The sequence below is a fragment of the Chryseobacterium sp. ZHDP1 genome, assembly GCF_018603435.1.
Classification (GTDB): domain Bacteria; phylum Bacteroidota; class Bacteroidia; order Flavobacteriales; family Weeksellaceae; genus Chryseobacterium; species Chryseobacterium indicum.
The window spans coordinates 3,884,864-3,903,951 of record NZ_CP075682.1 but is presented as its reverse complement, the minus strand read 5'-3'; the positions used below and the strand labels follow the sequence as shown (position 1 = coordinate 3,903,951).

Sequence of the window (19,088 nt, the reverse complement as noted above, 5' to 3'; positions counted from 1 at the left end):
AGATTATAAATCATCTAATGTTTTTACAGCATCATCTAATACATCACTGCCAAACTCTTTCAGATAAGTCATTGTAACCTGAACATTGCTATGTCCCATCAATTCAGAAATTATATCTGTACTTGCTCCCCTATTCTTCATAATTGTTGCAAAACTATGTCTTGCAACGTAAGAAGTTAAATGAGTTTCAATTTTAGCTATCTTAGCTATCTCCCTAAGCTTATTGTTGAATCTTGAAAGTATCTTATGCTTTCTATTTTCAATCTGCAAAGGTGTCATTTCATTGTGGAGCAAAATGGGAAATACATACTCTGATTTATTTCTATTACTATAGTAATTAATAATATCCTTTGCTTTATTATTCAATTCTAAACTAAAATCTCCTTTTGTTTTTGAACGAGTATAAATGATTCTATTATTTTTAATATCAGATTTTTTCAGCTTCATCATATCAACAAAATTCATCCCTCGTGTATAAAATGAAAACATAAAATAATGATAAGCTTCCAACAATTCAGGTCTATCAGACAAATCAACATTTTTAAATTTTCTAAAATCCTCTTCCGTCAATGCTCTTTTCTTAGTTTTTATTTTTAGTTTTGAAATCAAATATTCATCAAATGGATAATCTTCTTTTGACATTATTTTCCTTTGAATTGCTTTATTAATTAACGACCTTAATTCCCTCATTTTAAATGCAATACCACCATCTATATTCCCTCTTGACCTCATATCAACTTCAAACTTTTCTAAGAACTCAGGAGTTATATCAGTAAATTTAATCTTATCATTAGAAAACTTTAAAAGTGCATTTTTAGTTTCGCTATAAGCCCTTGCATTACCAAGCCTATGAGCTGTAGTTAGTTCATCAATAATTTCATCAAAAAAAGGAATTACTAATTTTCTATTTATTTGTTTTCCTCTAAATTTATCTTCAAATTCCTCGAGAGAAAAATCTTTATCATCCAACTGAAAATCTCTAACTATATCTTCAGCTTTGACTTTAATTTTATTAAGAATCTTATTTTCAGCTTTGTAATTTTGATGTCCTTTAAGAAACTGTTCATTTTCAAAATTTGCTTTATAGCATTTTAAACCAATATTTATCTTTTTTCTTTGACGTGCTTTTATGATTTGTAAATAAACAGAGTATTGACCATTGGACATAGGTCTACTGTCAAGCACTATTTTAATACTTGTATTCATCTATTTTAATTTTAAAGTTTAGGAAAAACTGCCCAAGAAGCTGGGCAGTTAAATTAAATTGCAGAAACTGCAATAATTGCAGGTTTACACCATCTTTCTATCTCTGCGATATTCACCATGTTTGACCGGAATAATTATTTTCTTTTTTTTCCATTGGCTTAATTTATCGTCAACCGTTCTGGTTGGAATACCTAAAGTTTCACCTTTTTGTATTGCTTCCGCTCTTGTAAAAGTTGATGGTAACGAAAAAAGAAATTGCTCATCATTTTCTGATAAGAATGAATCATCAAATGAATTAAATGTTATTAATGAATGTTTTAATAATGTCTTCGTAATTCTTAAAGCTAAGATAAAATCAACATTTTCACATAGCAACTTTTTACCTTCTATAATTTTATCTAAATTTCTTAATGCAGATAAAATCATTGCAATTCTATAACAAATAAGACCATGTCTACGTAAATTAGATAAAAATGAATGAGAATGTCCGTTTATAATTGTCTCATGTAAAATCTCAAATTCTTTTGTAAAAGCTTTATTTTGTGACTCTGTAAATAAAAATTCTATTTCACAATCTAATTCTTTCAGCTTCCCATAAAAATCAAATATTACAGAAGCTTCATTTTGAAATATAGTGTTGATATCATTTGTTTTCTTTAAAAACAAATCAGATTTAAATCCAGAGATCTCATCAAAAGAATAAACAATAAACCTGGAAAACAATCCATTCTCTTTAGACTTTATTAAACTTTTGAGCTGTTGTGGTGTTCCACTTAACAATATTGATAATTTTGGTTCTTTTATATCAACAAAAATATTCTCTAATTTTCTGCTAATTGATAAAGGCTCGTGATGAAATGCCTTACGTAATACATCAGAATAATTACTCCAATCATTATTTAGCATAATACTCATTGTATCCGCTTCTGATTCTATTATAACTAAACCATTCTGTGATTTAGATAAATAGGAGTACATTTCCGCAGTTGAAATATTGGCAGGTAAAATCTTGATTTCAGGTGAAGGACAATTTTCAAAATCTCTTTCTTTCGCTTTTTTCTTTTCTTCTCTACATTCTTTCTGCTCCTGAATGCTTAATTCCAATAACCTATCGTGAATTTTCTCAATTAGAATCCTTGACTTATTCATAACGCCTTTGCCAGATGCAGCAGGCGCAATAATTATTGAATAAAGATTCGAATAAACTTTATCACTGTCATAAACCCCATAAATATTAGGTAAACAACCACTTAACACAGATAATGATGATACTAAAACTATATCTCTTTCTCTTCCTTCAAAATTATTTGTTATATTTTTCAATACAGAGGGTAATAATTTATAGACTTTATCACCAATCATTTCATTAACAATTCCATTGTTATATTTAACTTCCTCCATACCTCTACATATTAATTTTACTTTCTAAAACTTTAGGAAAAATAAAGTATCCTTTACTATCATTCTTCATTCTATCATCGTAAGGAGGGCTATTTTTACTTTTCGCTACAACAGAAAAAGTCCCATTTGAATAAAAAGCTAAGTAATTTAACAAAACATCTCCCAATTTATAATCATATTTATTACTTAAAGGAAAAATTGAAATTTCAATTTTATTTGAGAAATAGGTAACAGCAATACCACGGTTAGTTTTTCCATTTACTTCATAAAGATAGCCATTAGATACAACCTCAGTAATTGAAAGGTTTTCAATAGTTCTTAAAATTCTTTTATTAAATTCATGAAAATCAATTTTAGCCTCATGCTCTATCGAATAATTTTCTAATCTCTTATACATCTTTTCTAACTTTTAAATTGTTAAGCATTATCTCTCCTAAGGCATCTATACTTTTGCTTTCATTTTGAAGCATCCAATTATCTAAATCAGATTTCTTAAAGTACAGTTTCCCACCATTAGGTTTATGAAATGTAATTTTTGATTCAGATGTCAATTTATACAAAGAACTTTCTGATAAATCGAGATATTGAGCAGCTTCCTTTGAGCTTAAAATATCTTTTGCTACGTAATCAGGCAAAATTAAATTGCCTTTGTCTTTATTTATATTCATTTCGATTGATTTAATTAAGTCCAGGCAGCCTTTATAAATTTTGGACTTATTATTTTCGAGACAAAGGTCTATAATGCAAAAGCTAAAAATAGTTGCAGACAAAAATGAAATTTGAATAAATTTTGTTGTAGTTGAAATTCAACTATTTAGTGAAGATACTTTTTGGTCTATCAATGTAAAGTCTCATAAGATTAACATCTATTGAATTAATTTCTTCCTCAATAGAATCTATCTGAATTTCTTTAATAGTAGAATTATATGGAATTTGGCAAATATGAAGAAAGCAGCCAATGAATTGAAGAATATAATAATCAGAAAATTGTGGCTTTTCAGTTTTGAAGAATTTAAATAGTTCTTGAACTAATCTTGTTCTTATAAATTCATCACCTTTACCCTTTTTTATTTGAATGGTATCTTCTAAGATTTGTTTTTTTCTGTTATGAAAATTTTCGATATTAATGTCCAAATATTTTGTAATACCATTCATTACATCGGTAAGAACTGACTGATTTTTAAATGGAGAAATCGGAAAGTTTTTTTTATTGAAATTAAATGAAATCGAATTGAGTTCATTACTGCTATTAAAAAAGTATTCTTCTATGATATTTAGCAAGTTTCTGTATTCATTATCTTCTTTTTTAAAATCATCTAAAATAATATCATTATAGGAATCTTGGTATATTATAAAAGCATTCTGTAAATTAACACCGATATTTAATAAAAGTGTCTCAAAACTTGATATATCAAATTTAGAAATAAGAGATTTCAATAAGATTAAAGTTCTACTTGAGATGGAAACCTGTGCTATATTAGAGATTTTCAAAAAATCCCATGTCTCATTAAAATCTTTTGAATCTAATTCAACAGAGATTAAATTACTTGATTCATTTGAATATGAACCATCGCTAAATACTTTGAAAACATAAATAACCGACATAATTCAAAAATAATAAAATGTTGCAGTATTGTTGCAGTCAAAAAATAAAAAAAGCACCTACAAATCTGTAAGTGCTTGATTTAAAAAGTGGTCCCACCTGGGCTCGAACCAGGGACCACCTGATTATGAGTCAGGTGCTCTAACCAACTGAGCTATAGGACCTCAAAACTTGGTTAAATTTTGTGTTTGCAAAAATAGTAAAATTTCTTTCACTACAAAATTTTTTATTGCTTTTCTTGGCAAAGTTCTACCAGCACGCCGTTTGTGGATTTAGGATGAAGGAAGACAACTAATTTATTATCAGCACCTTCTTTCGGCTCTTCGGAAATAAATTCAAAACCTTCTTTTTTCAGTCTTTGCACTTCCTCCAGAATATTTTCCACACCAAAAGCCAGATGATGGATGCCCTCTCCCTTTTTTTCAATAAACTTTGAGATCGGGCTATCCTCTTTACTCGCCTCCAAAAGTTCAATTTTGCTTTCTCCGGCAGCATAAAAAGAAGTAACCACCCCTTCTCTTTCCACAGATTCCTGTTTATAAGATTCCTTCCCTAAGAGCTTTGCAAAAAGTTCATCAGAAACGCCTAAAGATTTTACGGCAATGCCAATATGTTCTAATTTCATAAATATTTAAATAAATTAAGTCGTAAATTTGATACAGCGACCAGATTTCAAAGTATCAATTCAAACAAAAGTACTAAATTTGCAGAAATTATGGAAAGTAACAGACAAAGAAAAGTAGCACAGATTATACAGGAAGATTTCGCAGAACTTTTCCGCAAACAGGCTTCAGAAAGCAGACAAAGCATTCTGGTAACGGTTTCGGATGTAAAAGTAACGGCGGATCTGGGTATTGCCAAAATTTATTTAAGCATATTTCCGCAGGAACACCGCAAAGCTGTGATGAAGGAAATTGAGGAGAACAAGGCACAATACAGAAACTTCATCGGTCAGAAAATGGCGAAGCAGGTTCGTGTAATCCCTAATCTTAATTTCTACTTAGACACTTCTCTTGATGACGTTGAAAAACTGGAACAAGAATTGAGAGGTGAAGGTGACAACCCTATTCTGTAGCCCTTGAAAAACATCGCATTTTATATCGCTTCCCGATACCTTTTGTCTAAAAAAGGCAGTACTGCCGTTACGTTTATTACGTGGCTGGCGGTTGGTGCGATGACGGTTGCCGTTACTGCAATGTTTGTTATTATCTCGGTTTTTTCGGGGCTTGAAGATCTCAATAAAGAATTGATTTCAAATCTCCATGCCGATCTTACCCTTAAAAGTGCTTCCGGAAAAACGCTGAAAGATTTTGATAAAATAAATTCCGTTCTCAAAAACAATAAAGAGATCAGCAATTTTTCGAGAGTTATTGAAGAAAAAGTCTACATCAGCTATAACGGAAAAGGCGATATTGCTTATCTGAGAGGGGTAGATTCTGCTTATACGAAAGTAAATCCCATCAACAAAGATGTTTTTTACGGCGCTTATCCGAGTTTCAAATATTCCAATGAAGTTTTAATGGAAAACTCTCTGGATAACAGACTTTCGATTCCTGTACCCTCGACTTCGGATTATGCAACGATTTTTATGCCGAAACCGGGAACCGGCATCATCAATAAAGAAGAAGATATTTATAACAAAAAAGACATTCTCGTCTCCGGAGTTTTTGCAGGAAAAGACCAGCTGGACAATTATATTATTGCTCCTGTTGAATTAACTGAAGAACTGTTAAACCTCCCAAAACACTCTGCCTATCAAATTGTTATTAAATTAAAAAATCCGGAAAATGCAGATTCTGTAAAACAAAAGCTGATTTCCTCTCTTGGAAAAGGTATTGAAATAAAAACCAAAGAAGAAGAAAATGCAGCATTCTGGAAGATGATTAATACAGAAAAGCTGTTTATTTATTTAATTTTTGCACTGGTTATATTCATTACCACCTTCAATTTAGCAGGTGCCATTATTATTCTTCAGCTTGATAAAAAAGAACAGGCAAAATCCCTTATTTCCTTAGGATTTCCGTTAAGTCATTTAAGACAGGTCTATTTCTATACCGGAGTTTTAATTGTTATTTTAGGAATTATTTCGGGTTTAATTTTAGGAACGGGGCTCTGCTATTTCCAGCAGTTCACAGAATTTTTTAAAGCCAACGAAACCTTACCTTTTCCGGTGAAAATAGTAGGTAAAAATTATCTTATTGTTGCCGTTACCGCATCGTTATTCGGTTTTGGAATTTCATGGGCATTTTCTAAGATCAGCAAAGATTATATTACTAAAAATTAATACATAAGCTTTCATTTTTTCGTATCTTTGCGTCCCAATTTTTAAAAATGAAACGTAAATTATTCTCTTTTTTATTGAGCTTTGTCTTGATAAGTACATTCGCTCAGATTCCTACGGGATATTACGACGGAACTGCAGGTCTTACCGGAGCTGCTTTAAAAACCAAACTGAAACAGATTATCACAAACGGTCACATCGACAACGGTTATAACGGTTTATGGACTGGTTATGCAACGACAGACCGCGATAACATCGCTATGACAGGCTATGAAAACGACAATACCATTTTAGATATATACTCTGAAAATCCAAACGGCACAGATCCTTACTCTTATACTTATCCTGGCGGGCAGTGTAGCGGAAGCAGCGGTCCGGAAGGATTATGTTACAACAGAGAGCACGTTGTTCCACAAAGTTTATTCAACAGCAATACTCCGATGCTTTCGGACATTCATTTCATCAGACCAACTGATGCTAAAGTAAACGGAATGAGATCTAACTTTCCATACGGAAAAGTGGGAACTGCATCTTTCACTTCTTTAAACGGATCAAAACTGGGAACTTCTGTTTCTCCGGGATATTCGGGGACGGTTTTTGAGCCGATTGATGCTTTTAAAGGCGATATTGCAAGAATGATCCTGTATTTCGTAACAAGATATGAATCTCAGCTTTCCGGTTTCGGAACAGGAAATATGTTGGGAGGTTCTGCATTTCCGGGATTACAAACATGGGAACTGAACCAGCTATTGGCGTGGCATAATGCAGATCCAGTTTCTGCTACTGAAATTGCAAGAAACAATGCTTCTTACAATTATCAGGGAAACAGAAATCCATACATCGATCATCCTGAATACGTTGCTCAGATTTGGGGAACTCCCGTTGTTGATACACAGGCTCCGACAGCTCCTACCAATTTGGCGACCAGCAATCCTACATCCAACACCATTTCTTTAAGCTGGACAGCTTCTACAGATAATGTTGGCGTTACAGGATATGATATTTATAAAGATGGTGTTTTATATTCTACCGTTACCGGAACAACTGCTACGGTTTCAGGATTGAACCCTTCTACAACCTATAATTTTTATGTAATTGCAAAAGACGCCGCAGGAAATGCTTCTCCGGCAAGTAATACCGCTTCGGGAACCACTCTTGCAGGCGGACAGCCGGGCGGAAGCTGCGGGACAGAAGATTTCTCAAATATTCCTGCTGCCTCTTCAACCTACGCCACCCAAACCTGGACGAATAATAATATTACATGGACTGCAACAGATGCTAGAACAGACCAGACTATCAACGGTAAGGCTATTACTGTGAGAAACGGAAATTTACTAAGCTCTGCAGTTTCAGGAGGAATCCAGAGTTTAACGGTAACTGCACAGTTAAAATTCGGAGGAAGCGACAGTTCATTAAATGTTGAAGTAAACGGAGTTCAGGTAGGAACCATTCCTTATAATGCCGCAGCTCCTACAACTACTACAATTAATAACATCAATGTGAGCGGAAATATTACGATTAAACTGATTAATCCTGTTTCCGGAAACAGAGTGGCAATTGATGATCTAAGCTGGACTTGCTTCACTTCATTAGCAACTGTAGAAACAACCAAAGATAAATCTCAGTTTACGATCTATCCTAATCCTGTAAAAAACAATGAATTATTTGTAAAAGGAGAAAACCTGAACAGAATTTCAAAAGCTCAGATCTATGATCTTTCAGGAAAACTGATCGAAACGATTGAAAATCCTTTCAAAACTTCTAACAGAATTAACCTAAAAGGATTGTCCAAAGGAAACTACATCCTGAAAACGGATTCTTATTCCGCGAAATTTATAGTGAACTAAGACAAAAAAATATTTATATGAAAGGCCGGTTTTTCCGGTCTTTTTTTATAATTTTATCCTATGGATTCCAATAAAAAATTAGGCTTGATCGGGAAAAACATTTCCTACTCTTTCTCAAAAAAATACTTTGAAGACAAATTTCAGAAACTGATGCTGAAAGGCTATTCTTACAGTATTTTCGATTTAAATGAGATCGATGAAGTAAAAAATCTGTTCTCTGCTCCGGATTTAGCAGGATTTAACGTAACAATTCCCTACAAAGAAAAAATTATTGATTATCTGGATGAACTGAGCGATGAAGCGAAGAACATCGGGGCTGTAAACTGTGTATTGATTGAAAACGGAAAGAAAACAGGTTATAATACCGATGCTTTCGGATTTGAAAAGACTTTGCTGCTTCACAAAAAACCACATCATGATTCAGCCATCATTTTAGGAAACGGAGGCGCTGCAAAAGCCGTAAAATATGTTTTGGATAAACACGGAATTCCATCGGTTACGGTTTCCCGAAGCACAGAAATTAATTATGACAATTTAGATGCTGCTACCGTTGAGAATCATAAGCTAATTATCCAGTGTACTCCGGTAGGAACTTTCCCGAATGTGGAAGACTGCCTGAATTTTCCTTTTGAAGGTCTTTCAAAAAATCATCTGATTATTGATTTAATTTACAACCCAAACTATACCAGATTCATCATCAATGCCGCTGAAAAGGGAGCCAAAACAGTGAACGGTTATTATATGCTGGAACAGCAGGCAGAAAAAGCCTGGGAAATTTGGAACTTTCAAAAAAAATAACATAAATTAGTACTATATTAGCTTTTTAGCATTATATTTAGAGGATATTTTAATGCCACTCACATAAACGATTTGCTATGACTACAGAAAACAACCTTTCTGAAAACGAGGAAAACAAGAACTCTAACGAAGTCCTTCAGGAAAAGCCATTGGAAAACACAGAAGTTCAGGATGAAAATGTTCATCATGAAGACACAGAACATGAAGAAGAACATGAGGATGTAGACATTTCTCTTGCCGATGCCTTAAAGGAAATGGAAAGAATCATCAATGCGCCCAACGCAGGTGAGGATTTCAAAAAATTCAATCAGCTGAAAGAAAAAGCAAGTCATTACATCCATGATGAAGTGGAAGATAAAAAGCATGAGTATACAGAAGCCGGAAATGCTCCTGAAAATTTCAGCTATGAGCATCCTTCTCAGGCAAAATTCTCTGCTTTGGTGAATATTTTCAGAGAAAAGCATGATGCCTACCAGAAAGGTCAGGAAGAAGAGCAGAAGAAAAATCTGGAACACCGCCAGAGTATTATCGAAAGACTTAAAAACCTTTATACCAACTCCGAACCGGGAACCAATCTTTTCAAATCGATTAGAGAAATTAAAGAAGAATGGTCTAAAGCGGGACAGGTTGCAAAATCTGAATTCAGGATTCTCAACAACAACTATTTCCACCATCTGAACCAGTTTTATCAGATGCTTGATCTGAATAAAGAATTTCTGGAGCAGGAATACAGCCACAATCTTGAAAAAAGACAACACATCATTGAACGTGCAAAGCAGCTTGAACATGAGCCTGTAATTCAGAAAGCGCTGAATGAACTTCAGTATCTTCATAAACTCTGGAAAGAAGAGGCAGAACCGGTTGCCGAAGAATTCCGTGAGAAAACGTGGGAAGAATTCAAAGAAATCTCAAACAAGATTCACGAGAGAAAATCTGAACTTTCCGCAGCCATTGAAACGGAGCAGAACGAAAATCTGGAAAAGAAAAATCAGATCATTGCTGAAATTAAGAAACTTTCTGAGCCCGGAGAAAATCCCAACCATAATTACTGGCAGAATGCGATCCGCAGAGTGGAAGAACTTCGTTCAGAATTCCTGAAAACTGGAAGTGTTCCAAGAAAGCTTTCCAACCAAAACTGGAATGAATTTAAAACAATCCTAAGAGGATTCAACACAACAAAAAACACCTATTATAAATCGTTAAAAGGTTCTCAGCAAGCCAATCTGGAAGAAAAATTAAAACTGATCCAGACTGCGAAAGACAACCAGAATAACGAAGAATGGGACATCGCCGTTCCTTTGTTCAAAAAACTTCAGGAAGACTGGAAAAAAATCGGGCATGTTCCGAAAAGCATGACGAATAAAATCTGGGACGAATTCCGTGATGCGTGTAATGCATTCTTCAACAATTACCGTGAAAAAAGCAATGCTTCTACGGATAACTGGAAAGAAAATTACAAGCAGAAAAAAGCAATTCTTGATGAACTGAAAACAATCGGGAACGAGGAAGGCAGCATCGAAAGAATTGAAGCCATCAAAACCGCATGGAACAACATCGGAAAAGTACCGAGAGATAAAATCTCCATCAACACAGAATTCAACAAAACGTTGAGAGAAAAACTGAAATTAAATAAAATCAACGAGCTTGAACTTAAAGAAGAAGGATTATCTGAAAACCAGCTTACAGACAAAGCAAGAAAAATCAAGAGCCAGATTTCTGATCTTGAAGCTGAAATCGTAAAACTGGAAAACAATCTGGCGTTCTTCAAAAACCCATCAAGAGAAAATCCTATGTTGAGAGATACTTATGATTCTATCGACGAGAAAAAAGCTCATCTGGAAACTTTAAAACAAAATCTTCACAGCATTATTGCCGGAGAATAACAATATTTAAAAAACAAAAAGAGCGGAGCAAAGCAATTTGACTTCGCTTTTTTCATTCAGTATGCAGGACGAATTTTATATTAAAAGAGCCATCGAACTCGCTGAAAAAGCGACTGGAAAAACCTATCCGAATCCTTTGGTGGGAAGTGTAATTGTGCATAACGGTAAAATTATCGGTGAAGGCTATCATCAGAAAGCGGGAGAACCTCATGCGGAAATTAATGCTATTAATTCCGTTGAAGACCCATCTTTAATTCCCGAATCCACTATTTATGTTACACTAGAACCTTGTGCGCATTACGGAAAAACGCCGCCCTGTGCTTTAAAAATCAAGGAATTAGGCTTTAAAAAAGTGGTTATCGGAGCGATGGATTCTCATGACAAAGTGAACGGAAAAGGAAAAAAAATCATTCAGGATGCAGGAATTGAAGTGGTTTCAGGCGTTCTGGAAAAAGAATGTATTGATCTTAATAAAAGATTTTACACTTACCACGAAAAGAAAAGACCTTACATCATTCTGAAATGGGCGCAGTCCGGAGACGGATTTCTGGATAAAGACTTTAAGCCAACCGCAGTTTCAAATTCTCTGGTGAATCAGTTGGTACATCAGTTGAGAGCCGATGAACACGCCATTCTGATTGGAACACAGACTGCTTTAAACGACGATCCAAGTTTAACGGTAAGAAATGTGGAAGGCGTTAATCCTGTGAGAATTTTAATTGATTTTGATCTGAAAGTTCCTCAGAATTTTAAAATTTATAACGAAGAAGCGAAAACCATCGTGATTAATTCTGTAAAAGAAGAAATTGCAGATCATGTTCATTTTATTAAAACCGAAAAAGACAATTTCCTTCAGAATCTTTTGGAAGCTCTGTATAAAGAGCAGATTCAGTCTGTAATTATTGAGGGTGGAAAATTTACTTTACAGCAGTTTATAGATGCGAGTCTCTGGGACGAAGCGATTGTTATTAAAAATGAAAGTCTTCTTCTTGAGAACGGAACCCAAGCTCCTGTTTTTGACCAGTCAAATCCTTTTAAAACTGAATTTATCAGAGATAACCGCATTGATTTTTTCCTTCCGGAAAGTATTTAAATATTTAATAATCAAAAATTTAACATAATAAATATTTTGCAATTTTTCACCATTTTTTGAAATTAATTATGTAGCTTTATGATGAACTAAAAAAAATCATCATCATGAAAAATCTGAGAAAATTATCCAAGCACGAACTCAAAAGCGTTCTCGGAGGAATCGAAAAATGTTATTATCTTCAAAACGGAACAAAAGTGTGTCCTTGCAACATCCACACGCAATATAACTGCAATGGTGTATGTATTCCGATTGGGCAGGCTTGCTTAAACCCACCTATTTCACTTTAAAAATATTATATGAAAAATCTGAAAAAACTTCAAAGAAAAGAGCTTAAAAAGCTTGTCGGCGGAATAGCACCGGTTTGTTGTTCTTATTATCCGCCAAATCTACAAAGATGCTGTAAAACACCTTCAAGTATGAGCTGTCCTCCGCCTTGGCTAGAAGGAAGCTTTCCTTGTTAATCGAATAAAGAGAACTGTAACGGTTCTCTTTTTTATTGTCCGTTTCCGGGACTTTTTCTTAAAAATATTTTACCTTTGAATAATTATTCTAACATTCGAAAAAATATTTTTCCTCATTACATATGTTCAATTTTAAGACGATAGAATCTGCAGTAGAAAATACTTTATTAAAAGAAAAGGGAAGTAAATTTCTGGGTTTTGCATTCCCGGTGAACAACGAGGAAGAACTGAAACACGCTTTGGAAAAAATCCGTGCAGAACATCCGAAGGCAACGCATCATTGTTATGCTTTCAGAATCGGACTTAACGGAGAAAATTATCGCGCAAATGACGACGGAGAACCTTCGGGAAGTGCCGGACTTCCGATTTACAACCAGTTATTGGCCAATGAAATTACCAATGTTCTGGTTATTTCTGTCCGTTACTACGGAGGAACAAAACTGGGGGTTTCCGGTTTGGTAAAAGCCTATAAAGAATCGGCAAAAATTACACTGGAAGAAGCAAATATCATTACAAAAGAACTTGAAACGACCGTTGAGATTCAGTTTAATTTTAATCAGCAGAATATCATTTTCACTTTACTGTCGAAGTATGATGCAAAAGTCCTGCAATTTGATGCGAATGAAAACTGCATAGTAACCGCTTCTCTGAAACTTTCACAAAAAGAAAGCATCTCGGAAAAGCTATCCGAGATGCAATATGTTTCATTCACATTTAAAGATTAATCTCTTCTTCCCCCCATTAGTAAGGAAGCAAAATAAAGAAGCTGTACCAGAGAGCCGATCGCAGCAACAACGTAAGTTCTCGCTGCCCATTTCAAGCTGTCTTTTACGCCTACATATTCTTCGGTAGTTACCGTTCCCGTATCGCGAAGCCATTTCATTGCCCTGTTGCTTGCATCATATTCTACAGGAAGTGTTACAAATGCGAAAAGCGTTGTTAAGGCAAACATAATCACTCCGATCGTAAGAATCAGTTTATTTCCGCTTAATGCCATGATGACAAGTCCTCCCATGATTACAAACTGCATCAGATTGGAGCTTATATTGACTACCGGAACCAATTTAGAACGGAGCTGTAACATAGAATATCCTACTTTATGCTGAACAGCATGACCGCATTCATGAGCTGCAACAGCCGCTGCCGCTGCATTCCTCTGCATATAAACCGCTTCGGAAAGATTAACTGTTTTATTTTCGGGGTTGTAATGATCTGTTAACTGTCCCGGAACCGACATTACCTGAACATCATTGATTCCGTTGTCTCTCAGCATTTTTTCCGCAACTTCCTTTCCGGAAAGTCCGTTTCTGAGGTAGACTTTAGAATACTCTTCAAACTTCGATTTCAGCCTCCAGGAGACAAACCAACTCACCGCCATCGAAACAATAATAATCAAATAATAACCATTCATCTCTGTAATCTTTAATAATATACTTTTCATCCCATATGATGTAAAAACTGTGCCAAAGTATTGTATTAATTTAGCTATATTTGTTCCATAATTTCACGAAAGAATCATGTCAGAAATTTCAGTTATTGAGGTAAAAAACAGCGATCAGCTAAAGCAATTCGTAAGATTTCCGATGGATCTGTACAAAAACAATCCGTATTATGTTCCGTCTCTTATTAATGATGAGATTAAAATATGGAACCCGAAGGAAAATCCTGCGCTGCAATACTCTGAAGCCAAACAGTTTCTTGCATATCAGAATAATAAAATCGTCGGAAGAATTGCCTTAATGATCAATCATAAGGAAGAACGCGAACTAGGGATAAGAAAAGTACGTTTTGGCTGGATTGATTTTATTGATGATGAAAAAGTCTCTCAGGCACTCATTGGAAAAGCAGTTGAATACGCCAAAGAAAAAAATATCGAAAAGATTGAAGGACCAATGGGTTTCACCAACCTTGACAAAGCCGGAATGCTGACTTTAGGCTTCGATAAACTGGCAACGATGATCGGAATTTACAATCATGATTATTATCCGAAACATCTTGAAAAACTGGGTTTAACCAAAGAAAAGGAATGGGTGGAATTTGAAATTATGTTCCCGGATTCTCTGCCGGAGAAAATTTACAAATTCAATGAATTAATTTCCCAGAAATACCATCTGAAAGTTTTAAGATTTAAATCTAAAGAAGAAATCCTTCAGTATGTGGATGCGATGTTTGATCTGCTAGATGAAACGTACAAGCACCTTTCCACCTACACTCCTATTTCGGACGAACAAAGGAAAACCTATAAAGAAAAATATTTCCCTTTAATCGATAAAGATTTCATCGTATGTATTGCCGATGAAAATGACCATCTGATTTCATTTGCTATTACAATGCCTTCCTATTCAAAAGCTTTGCAAAAATCCAAAGGCAAACTGCTTCCTTTCGGATGGTGGCATTTTTTACAGGCGGGAAAGAAAAACGACAGGGCTAATTTTTACCTGATCGGAATTCATCCCGATTATCAGAGACGCGGTGTAACTTCCATTATTTTCAAAGAAATCTGGGATATCTTCAATAAAAAAGGAGTAAAATACCTGGAAACGAATCCTGAACTGGAAGAAAACAAAAGCATTCAGCTTCTTTGGCAGGATTACAATCCCGTAAACCATAAAAGAAGGAGAACCTACGCTCTGGAAATCAAATAATTTTTCATCATCAAAAAGTAGACTTATTGTAAGTTTTAAAATATGAAACCACAACTCATCATTTTCGGAATTTTAATTGCCGGATTTATTGCATACAATTTATTTTTCCAGTTACCGGACGACAGAACCAATACGGCGGTGAATATTATCTACGCAAGTCTCCTTTTTGCCTATATTTCCTTTATGGCGTATTCTCTCATTAGAAAAATGAAAAAATAATTGTTATTTTTAATGATTCTAAATTATCCGTTTTGCCTATTTTGGAGCCACTTTTAACCTCATAAATTTCATGCTTTCTTGTTTATTCGCTAAATTTGCAAATTGAGATAATAATGCAAAAATGAATTTACCTGAAAGTTATATTCCAATCCTTATACAAGCAGGTGTTGCGATCGGTTTCGTAGCCATTTCTTTGCTTGGAGCGCATTTTTTAGGTCCGAAACAGAAAAAAGGAAATTCTGTGAAAAACCAAAGCTGGGAGTGTGGAGTCCCGGTAGAAGGAAATGCAAGAACACCGTTTTCCATTAAGTACTTTTTGACGGCGGTATTATTCGTATTATTCGATATTGAAATCGTATTTTTTTATCCGTACGCAGTAAACTTCAGAGAATTCGGAATGGAAGGATTCCTTGCCGTTCTTACATTCGTGGCAATCTTTTTCATGGCATTTTTCTATGTGTGGAAAAGAGGCGCTTTAGATTGGGATAAATAAGAAATTATAAATTTTAAATTACAAATTTTAGATGGCGATTTTCGATTAAAGTTTACATTAACAATAATTTAGAATCTAAAATTTAAAATCTAAAATCTACTAAAATGTCAGATAACAAACCAGTAATAAGAACAGATGCACCTGCTCCGGAAGGATTTGAAGGAGAAGGGTTTTTCGCAACGAAACTGAGCAGTGTAATCGGGATGGCAAGAAAATTTTCTCTTTGGCCGTTACCATTTGCAACCTCTTGTTGCGGTATTGAGTTTATGGCTACGCTGAATCCAACATACGATGCTTCCAGATTTGGTATGGAAAGAAACTCTTTCTCTCCAAGACAGGCAGATATGTTGATGGTTTGCGGAACAATATCCAAAAAATTAGGACCTGTCCTGAAAGAAGTATACACTCAGATGGCAGAACCGAAATGGGTAGTTGCAGTTGGAGCCTGCGCTTCCAGCGGTGGTATTTTTGATACATATTCTGTTTTACAGGGTATTGACAAAATTATTCCGGTAGACGTTTACGTTCCGGGATGTCCTCCGAGACCTGAACAGATTATTGAGGGCGTAATGCAGGTTCAGGCTTTGGCAGAAAGCGAAAGCATCAGAAGAAGAGATATGCCTGAATATCAGAAATTACTAGATTCTTACAATATTAGCAACTAACGGAATGACAAACGAATTTGTATTAGAAGCAATTACAAGAGAATTTCCGGAGTCTGTTATTGCAAGTTCAGAGCCTTACGGAATGCTGACGATTGAGGTAAAAAAGGAAGACCTGAAGAAAATCGTTCACTATCTGAAAGATTCATCACTGGAAATCAATTTCCTTACCGATGTGTGCGGAATCCATTACCCTGAGTTTCCGGAAAAGGAAATCGGCGTGGTTTATCACCTGCACAACATGATGACGAACTTCAGATTACGTCTGAAAATATTCATGTCCAGAGAAAACATCGAGGTAGATTCTTTAGTGGAACTGTATGCAGGAGCCAACTGGATGGAAAGAGAAACGTATGACTTCTACGGAATCAAATTTAAAGGACATCCGGATCTGAGACCTATTTTAAATATGGAAGATCTTGGTTACCACCCGATGCTGAAAGAATATCGTTTGGAAGACGGAACAAGAACGGATAAGAACGACAGCATGTTCGGAAGATAAAAAAGCGAATGGCACCAATGGCAGCAAGCCAATAGCCAGAAGCAAATAGCTAAAAGCAATCATTATGAAAGATAACTCATTATCTAATATACTCAACCAATACGAAAGTAAGGAACAGATTGACGGACAGTTATACACCCTCAATTTAGGACCTACCCACCCTGCAACGCACGGTATTTTCCAGAATATCTTAACGATGGACGGAGAAAGAATCCTTCATGCAGAGCAGACTGTGGGATATATCCACAGAGCATTTGAGAAAATTTCAGAAAGAAGAAACTACTCTCAGATCACTACCCTTACCGACCGTATGAATTACTGTTCTGCGCCGATTAACAATTTAGGTTGGCACATGACGGTTGAAAAACTAATCGGCGTTGAAGTTCCTAAACGTGTAGACTATATGCGTGTTATTTTAATGGAGCTTGCAAGGATCGGAGATCACCTGATCTGTAACGGTGTAACGGGAATGGACTCCGGAGCAATCACCGGTCTTACTTATATGTTCATCGAAAGAGAACGTATCTACGATATGTATGAGCAGATCTGCGGCGCTAGAATGACGACCAATATGGGAAGAATCGGAGGTTTTGAAAGAGATTTCACTCCAAAATTCCATGAGTTATTAAAGGATTTCCTTAAAACGTTCCCGCCAAGATTCAAAGAATTCTGTACATTATTAGAAAGAAACAGAATCTTTATGGACAGAACCATCGGAGCAGGATCTATTTCTGCAGAAAGAGCATTAAGCTATGGTTTCACAGGTCCTAATTTACGTGCAACAGGTGTGGATTATGACGTGAGAGTTGCGCAGCCTTATTCTTCTTACCAGGATTTCGACTTTATCATTCCGGTGGGAACTTCCGGAGATACCTACGACCGTTTCATGGTTCGTCAGCAGGAAATCTGGGAATCTATCAAAATCATCAAACAAGCATACGAAAACCTTCCTGAAGGACCATTCCACGCGGATGTTCCGGATTTCTATCTTCCTGAAAAGGCAGATGTTTACAAGAAAATGGAAGCACTCATTTACCATTTCAAAATTGTAATGGGAGAAACAGATGTACCTAAAGGTGAAGTTTACCATGCTGTAGAAGGCGGAAACGGAGAATTAGGTTTCTATCTGGTGAGTGATGGCGGAAGAAGCCCTTACCGACTGCATTTCAGAAGACCTTGTTTCATCTACTATCAGGCGTATCCTGAAATGATTACAGGTTCTGTAATTTCAGATGCGATCGTTACGATGTGTAGTATGAATATTATTGCGGGAGAATTAGACGCATAAAAGAAATTATAGATTTTGGGTTATAAATTTTAAATTAATCTAAACTCTTTAAATATAAATTAATATCAAAATTGATAAGATTTTTAGAACTAAGATTTTCATCTAAAATCTAAAATCTAAAATCTAAAATCTTTAAATATGAGCGAAACAATAGCTTTTAAACCGGAAAGTTTAGCACAGGTACATAAAATCATCGCAAGATATCCTGAAGGAAGACAAAAATCTGCCCTTATTCCTGTACTTCATTTGGCACAGAAAGAATTCGGAGGCTGGTTAGACGTTCCGGTAATGGATTATGTTGCAGAATTATTGAGTATCAAACCTATCGAAGTTTATGAAGTAGCTACTTTCTATACCATGTTCAACATGAAGCCGGTAGGTAAATATGTTCTGGAAGTTTGCAGAACCGGACCTTGTATGGTTTCGGGAAGTGAAAAAATCCTAGACCATATCCGTACAAAACTGAACATTAAAGACGGACAGACCACGGAAGACGGAATGTTTACTTTAAAACCTGCTGAATGTCTGGGAGCTTGTGGATATGCTCCGATGATGCAGCTTGGAAAATTTTTCCATGAAAATTTAACGATAGAAAAAGTAGACGAGATCCTTGATCTTTGCAGAGAAGGACAGATCGCTTTAGACTAACAGAAATTTTAAATTCTACATTTTAGATTTTAAATTATTCACTTAACGTTTAATCATA

Annotated in this window: 23 protein-coding genes and 1 tRNA gene; 16 read left to right on the top strand and 8 right to left on the bottom strand. The window is 35.2% G+C overall.

All coding sequences use genetic code 11. The annotated features are described in order from the left end of the window. Positions 1-3 precede the first annotated feature (3 nt). From KKI44_RS17990 to mce, 7 genes are all read right to left on the bottom strand, one after another. The gene (locus KKI44_RS17990) at positions 4-1,206 is read right to left on the bottom strand and encodes a site-specific integrase (protein WP_159745783.1); all 1,203 of its coding nucleotides are present in this window, start codon (positions 1,204-1,206) and stop codon (positions 4-6) included. Positions 1,207-1,290: 84 nt separating this feature from the next. Beyond that, complete coding sequence (locus KKI44_RS17985) at positions 1,291-2,607, bottom strand: DUF3987 domain-containing protein (RefSeq protein ID WP_214588577.1); 1,317 nt, start codon at positions 2,605-2,607, stop codon at positions 1,291-1,293. Between the two features lie 4 nt (positions 2,608-2,611). Continuing rightward, positions 2,612-3,004 carry a hypothetical protein gene (locus KKI44_RS17980; RefSeq protein ID WP_159745787.1) on the bottom strand — a complete coding sequence of 131 codons (393 nt, stop codon included), beginning with the start codon at positions 3,002-3,004 and terminating at the stop codon, positions 2,612-2,614. Then, entirely contained in the window at positions 2,997-3,275 is a 279-nt protein-coding gene (locus KKI44_RS17975) for a helix-turn-helix domain-containing protein (protein ID WP_159745789.1), read from the bottom strand. The genes KKI44_RS17980 and KKI44_RS17975 overlap by 8 nt, the downstream gene beginning before the upstream one ends. 142 nt (positions 3,276-3,417) lie before the next feature. Further along, positions 3,418-4,212, bottom strand: coding sequence for a hypothetical protein (locus KKI44_RS17970; protein WP_159745791.1), 795 nt, complete (start codon positions 4,210-4,212; stop codon positions 3,418-3,420). A gap of 88 nt (positions 4,213-4,300) precedes the next feature. Next, positions 4,301-4,374, bottom strand: a tRNA-Ile gene (locus KKI44_RS17965). Positions 4,375-4,436: 62 nt separating this feature from the next. Continuing rightward, the gene (gene mce, locus KKI44_RS17960) at positions 4,437-4,835 is read right to left on the bottom strand and encodes a methylmalonyl-CoA epimerase (protein WP_087705849.1); all 399 of its coding nucleotides are present in this window, start codon (positions 4,833-4,835) and stop codon (positions 4,437-4,439) included. A 90-nt stretch (positions 4,836-4,925) separates the two neighbouring features. Between mce and rbfA the strand changes: the two genes are divergently transcribed. From rbfA to KKI44_RS17920, 9 genes are all read left to right on the top strand, one after another. Beyond that, a complete protein-coding gene (gene rbfA, locus KKI44_RS17955; protein ID WP_214588576.1) occupies positions 4,926-5,285 on the top strand; it encodes a 30S ribosome-binding factor RbfA in 360 nt (119 codons plus the stop codon). 3 nt (positions 5,286-5,288) lie between these two features. Further along, on the top strand, positions 5,289-6,494 hold the full coding sequence (locus KKI44_RS17950; protein ID WP_214588575.1) for an ABC transporter permease: 1,206 nt from the start codon (positions 5,289-5,291) through the stop codon (positions 6,492-6,494). A gap of 47 nt (positions 6,495-6,541) precedes the next feature. Next, entirely contained in the window at positions 6,542-8,338 is a 1,797-nt protein-coding gene (locus KKI44_RS17945; RefSeq protein WP_214588574.1) for an endonuclease, read from the top strand. A gap of 60 nt (positions 8,339-8,398) precedes the next feature. Further along, entirely contained in the window at positions 8,399-9,136 is a 738-nt protein-coding gene (locus tag KKI44_RS17940; RefSeq protein WP_214588573.1) for a shikimate dehydrogenase family protein, read from the top strand. Positions 9,137-9,213: 77 nt separating this feature from the next. After that, complete coding sequence (locus tag KKI44_RS17935) at positions 9,214-11,019, top strand: DUF349 domain-containing protein (RefSeq protein WP_214588572.1); 1,806 nt, start codon at positions 9,214-9,216, stop codon at positions 11,017-11,019. Positions 11,020-11,080: 61 nt separating this feature from the next. Beyond that, complete coding sequence (ribD, locus tag KKI44_RS17930; RefSeq protein WP_214588571.1) at positions 11,081-12,112, top strand: bifunctional diaminohydroxyphosphoribosylaminopyrimidine deaminase/5-amino-6-(5-phosphoribosylamino)uracil reductase RibD; 1,032 nt, start codon at positions 11,081-11,083, stop codon at positions 12,110-12,112. Positions 12,113-12,216: 104 nt separating this feature from the next. Next, a complete protein-coding gene (locus KKI44_RS17925; RefSeq protein ID WP_214588570.1) occupies positions 12,217-12,399 on the top strand; it encodes a bacteriocin-like protein in 183 nt (60 codons plus the stop codon). Between the two features lie 9 nt (positions 12,400-12,408). After that, a complete protein-coding gene (locus KKI44_RS22870; protein WP_336731300.1) occupies positions 12,409-12,573 on the top strand; it encodes a bacteriocin-like protein in 165 nt (54 codons plus the stop codon). Positions 12,574-12,695: 122 nt separating this feature from the next. Next, positions 12,696-13,298, top strand: coding sequence for an IMPACT family protein (locus tag KKI44_RS17920; protein WP_214588569.1), 603 nt, complete (start codon positions 12,696-12,698; stop codon positions 13,296-13,298). On the opposite strand, the gene KKI44_RS17915 is transcribed toward KKI44_RS17920, so the two are convergent. Next, complete coding sequence (locus tag KKI44_RS17915; protein ID WP_214591185.1) at positions 13,295-13,984, bottom strand: zinc metallopeptidase; 690 nt, start codon at positions 13,982-13,984, stop codon at positions 13,295-13,297. The genes KKI44_RS17920 and KKI44_RS17915 overlap by 4 nt on opposite strands. Positions 13,985-14,090: 106 nt before the next feature. Here KKI44_RS17915 and KKI44_RS17910 point away from each other — a divergent pair, with 106 nt between their 5' ends. From KKI44_RS17910 to nuoE, 7 genes are all read left to right on the top strand, one after another. Continuing rightward, a complete protein-coding gene (locus tag KKI44_RS17910) occupies positions 14,091-15,218 on the top strand; it encodes a GNAT family N-acetyltransferase (RefSeq protein ID WP_214588568.1) in 1,128 nt (375 codons plus the stop codon). A 42-nt stretch (positions 15,219-15,260) separates the two neighbouring features. Further along, positions 15,261-15,437 carry a hypothetical protein gene (locus tag KKI44_RS17905; protein ID WP_175608814.1) on the top strand — a complete coding sequence of 59 codons (177 nt, stop codon included), beginning with the start codon at positions 15,261-15,263 and terminating at the stop codon, positions 15,435-15,437. Positions 15,438-15,558: 121 nt separating this feature from the next. Next, on the top strand, positions 15,559-15,930 hold the full coding sequence (locus KKI44_RS17900) for an NADH-quinone oxidoreductase subunit A (RefSeq protein ID WP_027380112.1): 372 nt from the start codon (positions 15,559-15,561) through the stop codon (positions 15,928-15,930). 104 nt (positions 15,931-16,034) lie between these two features. Continuing rightward, positions 16,035-16,595 (top strand): NADH-quinone oxidoreductase subunit B, encoded by a 561-nt coding sequence (locus tag KKI44_RS17895; RefSeq protein WP_047397471.1) that lies wholly within the window; start codon positions 16,035-16,037, stop codon positions 16,593-16,595. Positions 16,596-16,599: 4 nt separating this feature from the next. Next, positions 16,600-17,094, top strand: a complete 495-nt coding sequence (locus KKI44_RS17890; RefSeq protein ID WP_076393017.1) for an NADH-quinone oxidoreductase subunit C — start codon at positions 16,600-16,602, stop codon at positions 17,092-17,094. A 64-nt stretch (positions 17,095-17,158) separates the two neighbouring features. Beyond that, positions 17,159-18,382, top strand: a complete 1,224-nt coding sequence (gene nuoD / locus KKI44_RS17885; RefSeq protein ID WP_076393019.1) for an NADH dehydrogenase (quinone) subunit D — start codon at positions 17,159-17,161, stop codon at positions 18,380-18,382. Between the two features lie 138 nt (positions 18,383-18,520). Further along, on the top strand, positions 18,521-19,030 hold the full coding sequence (gene nuoE, locus KKI44_RS17880) for a complex I 24 kDa subunit family protein (RefSeq protein ID WP_076393021.1): 510 nt from the start codon (positions 18,521-18,523) through the stop codon (positions 19,028-19,030). Positions 19,031-19,088 lie beyond the last annotated feature (58 nt).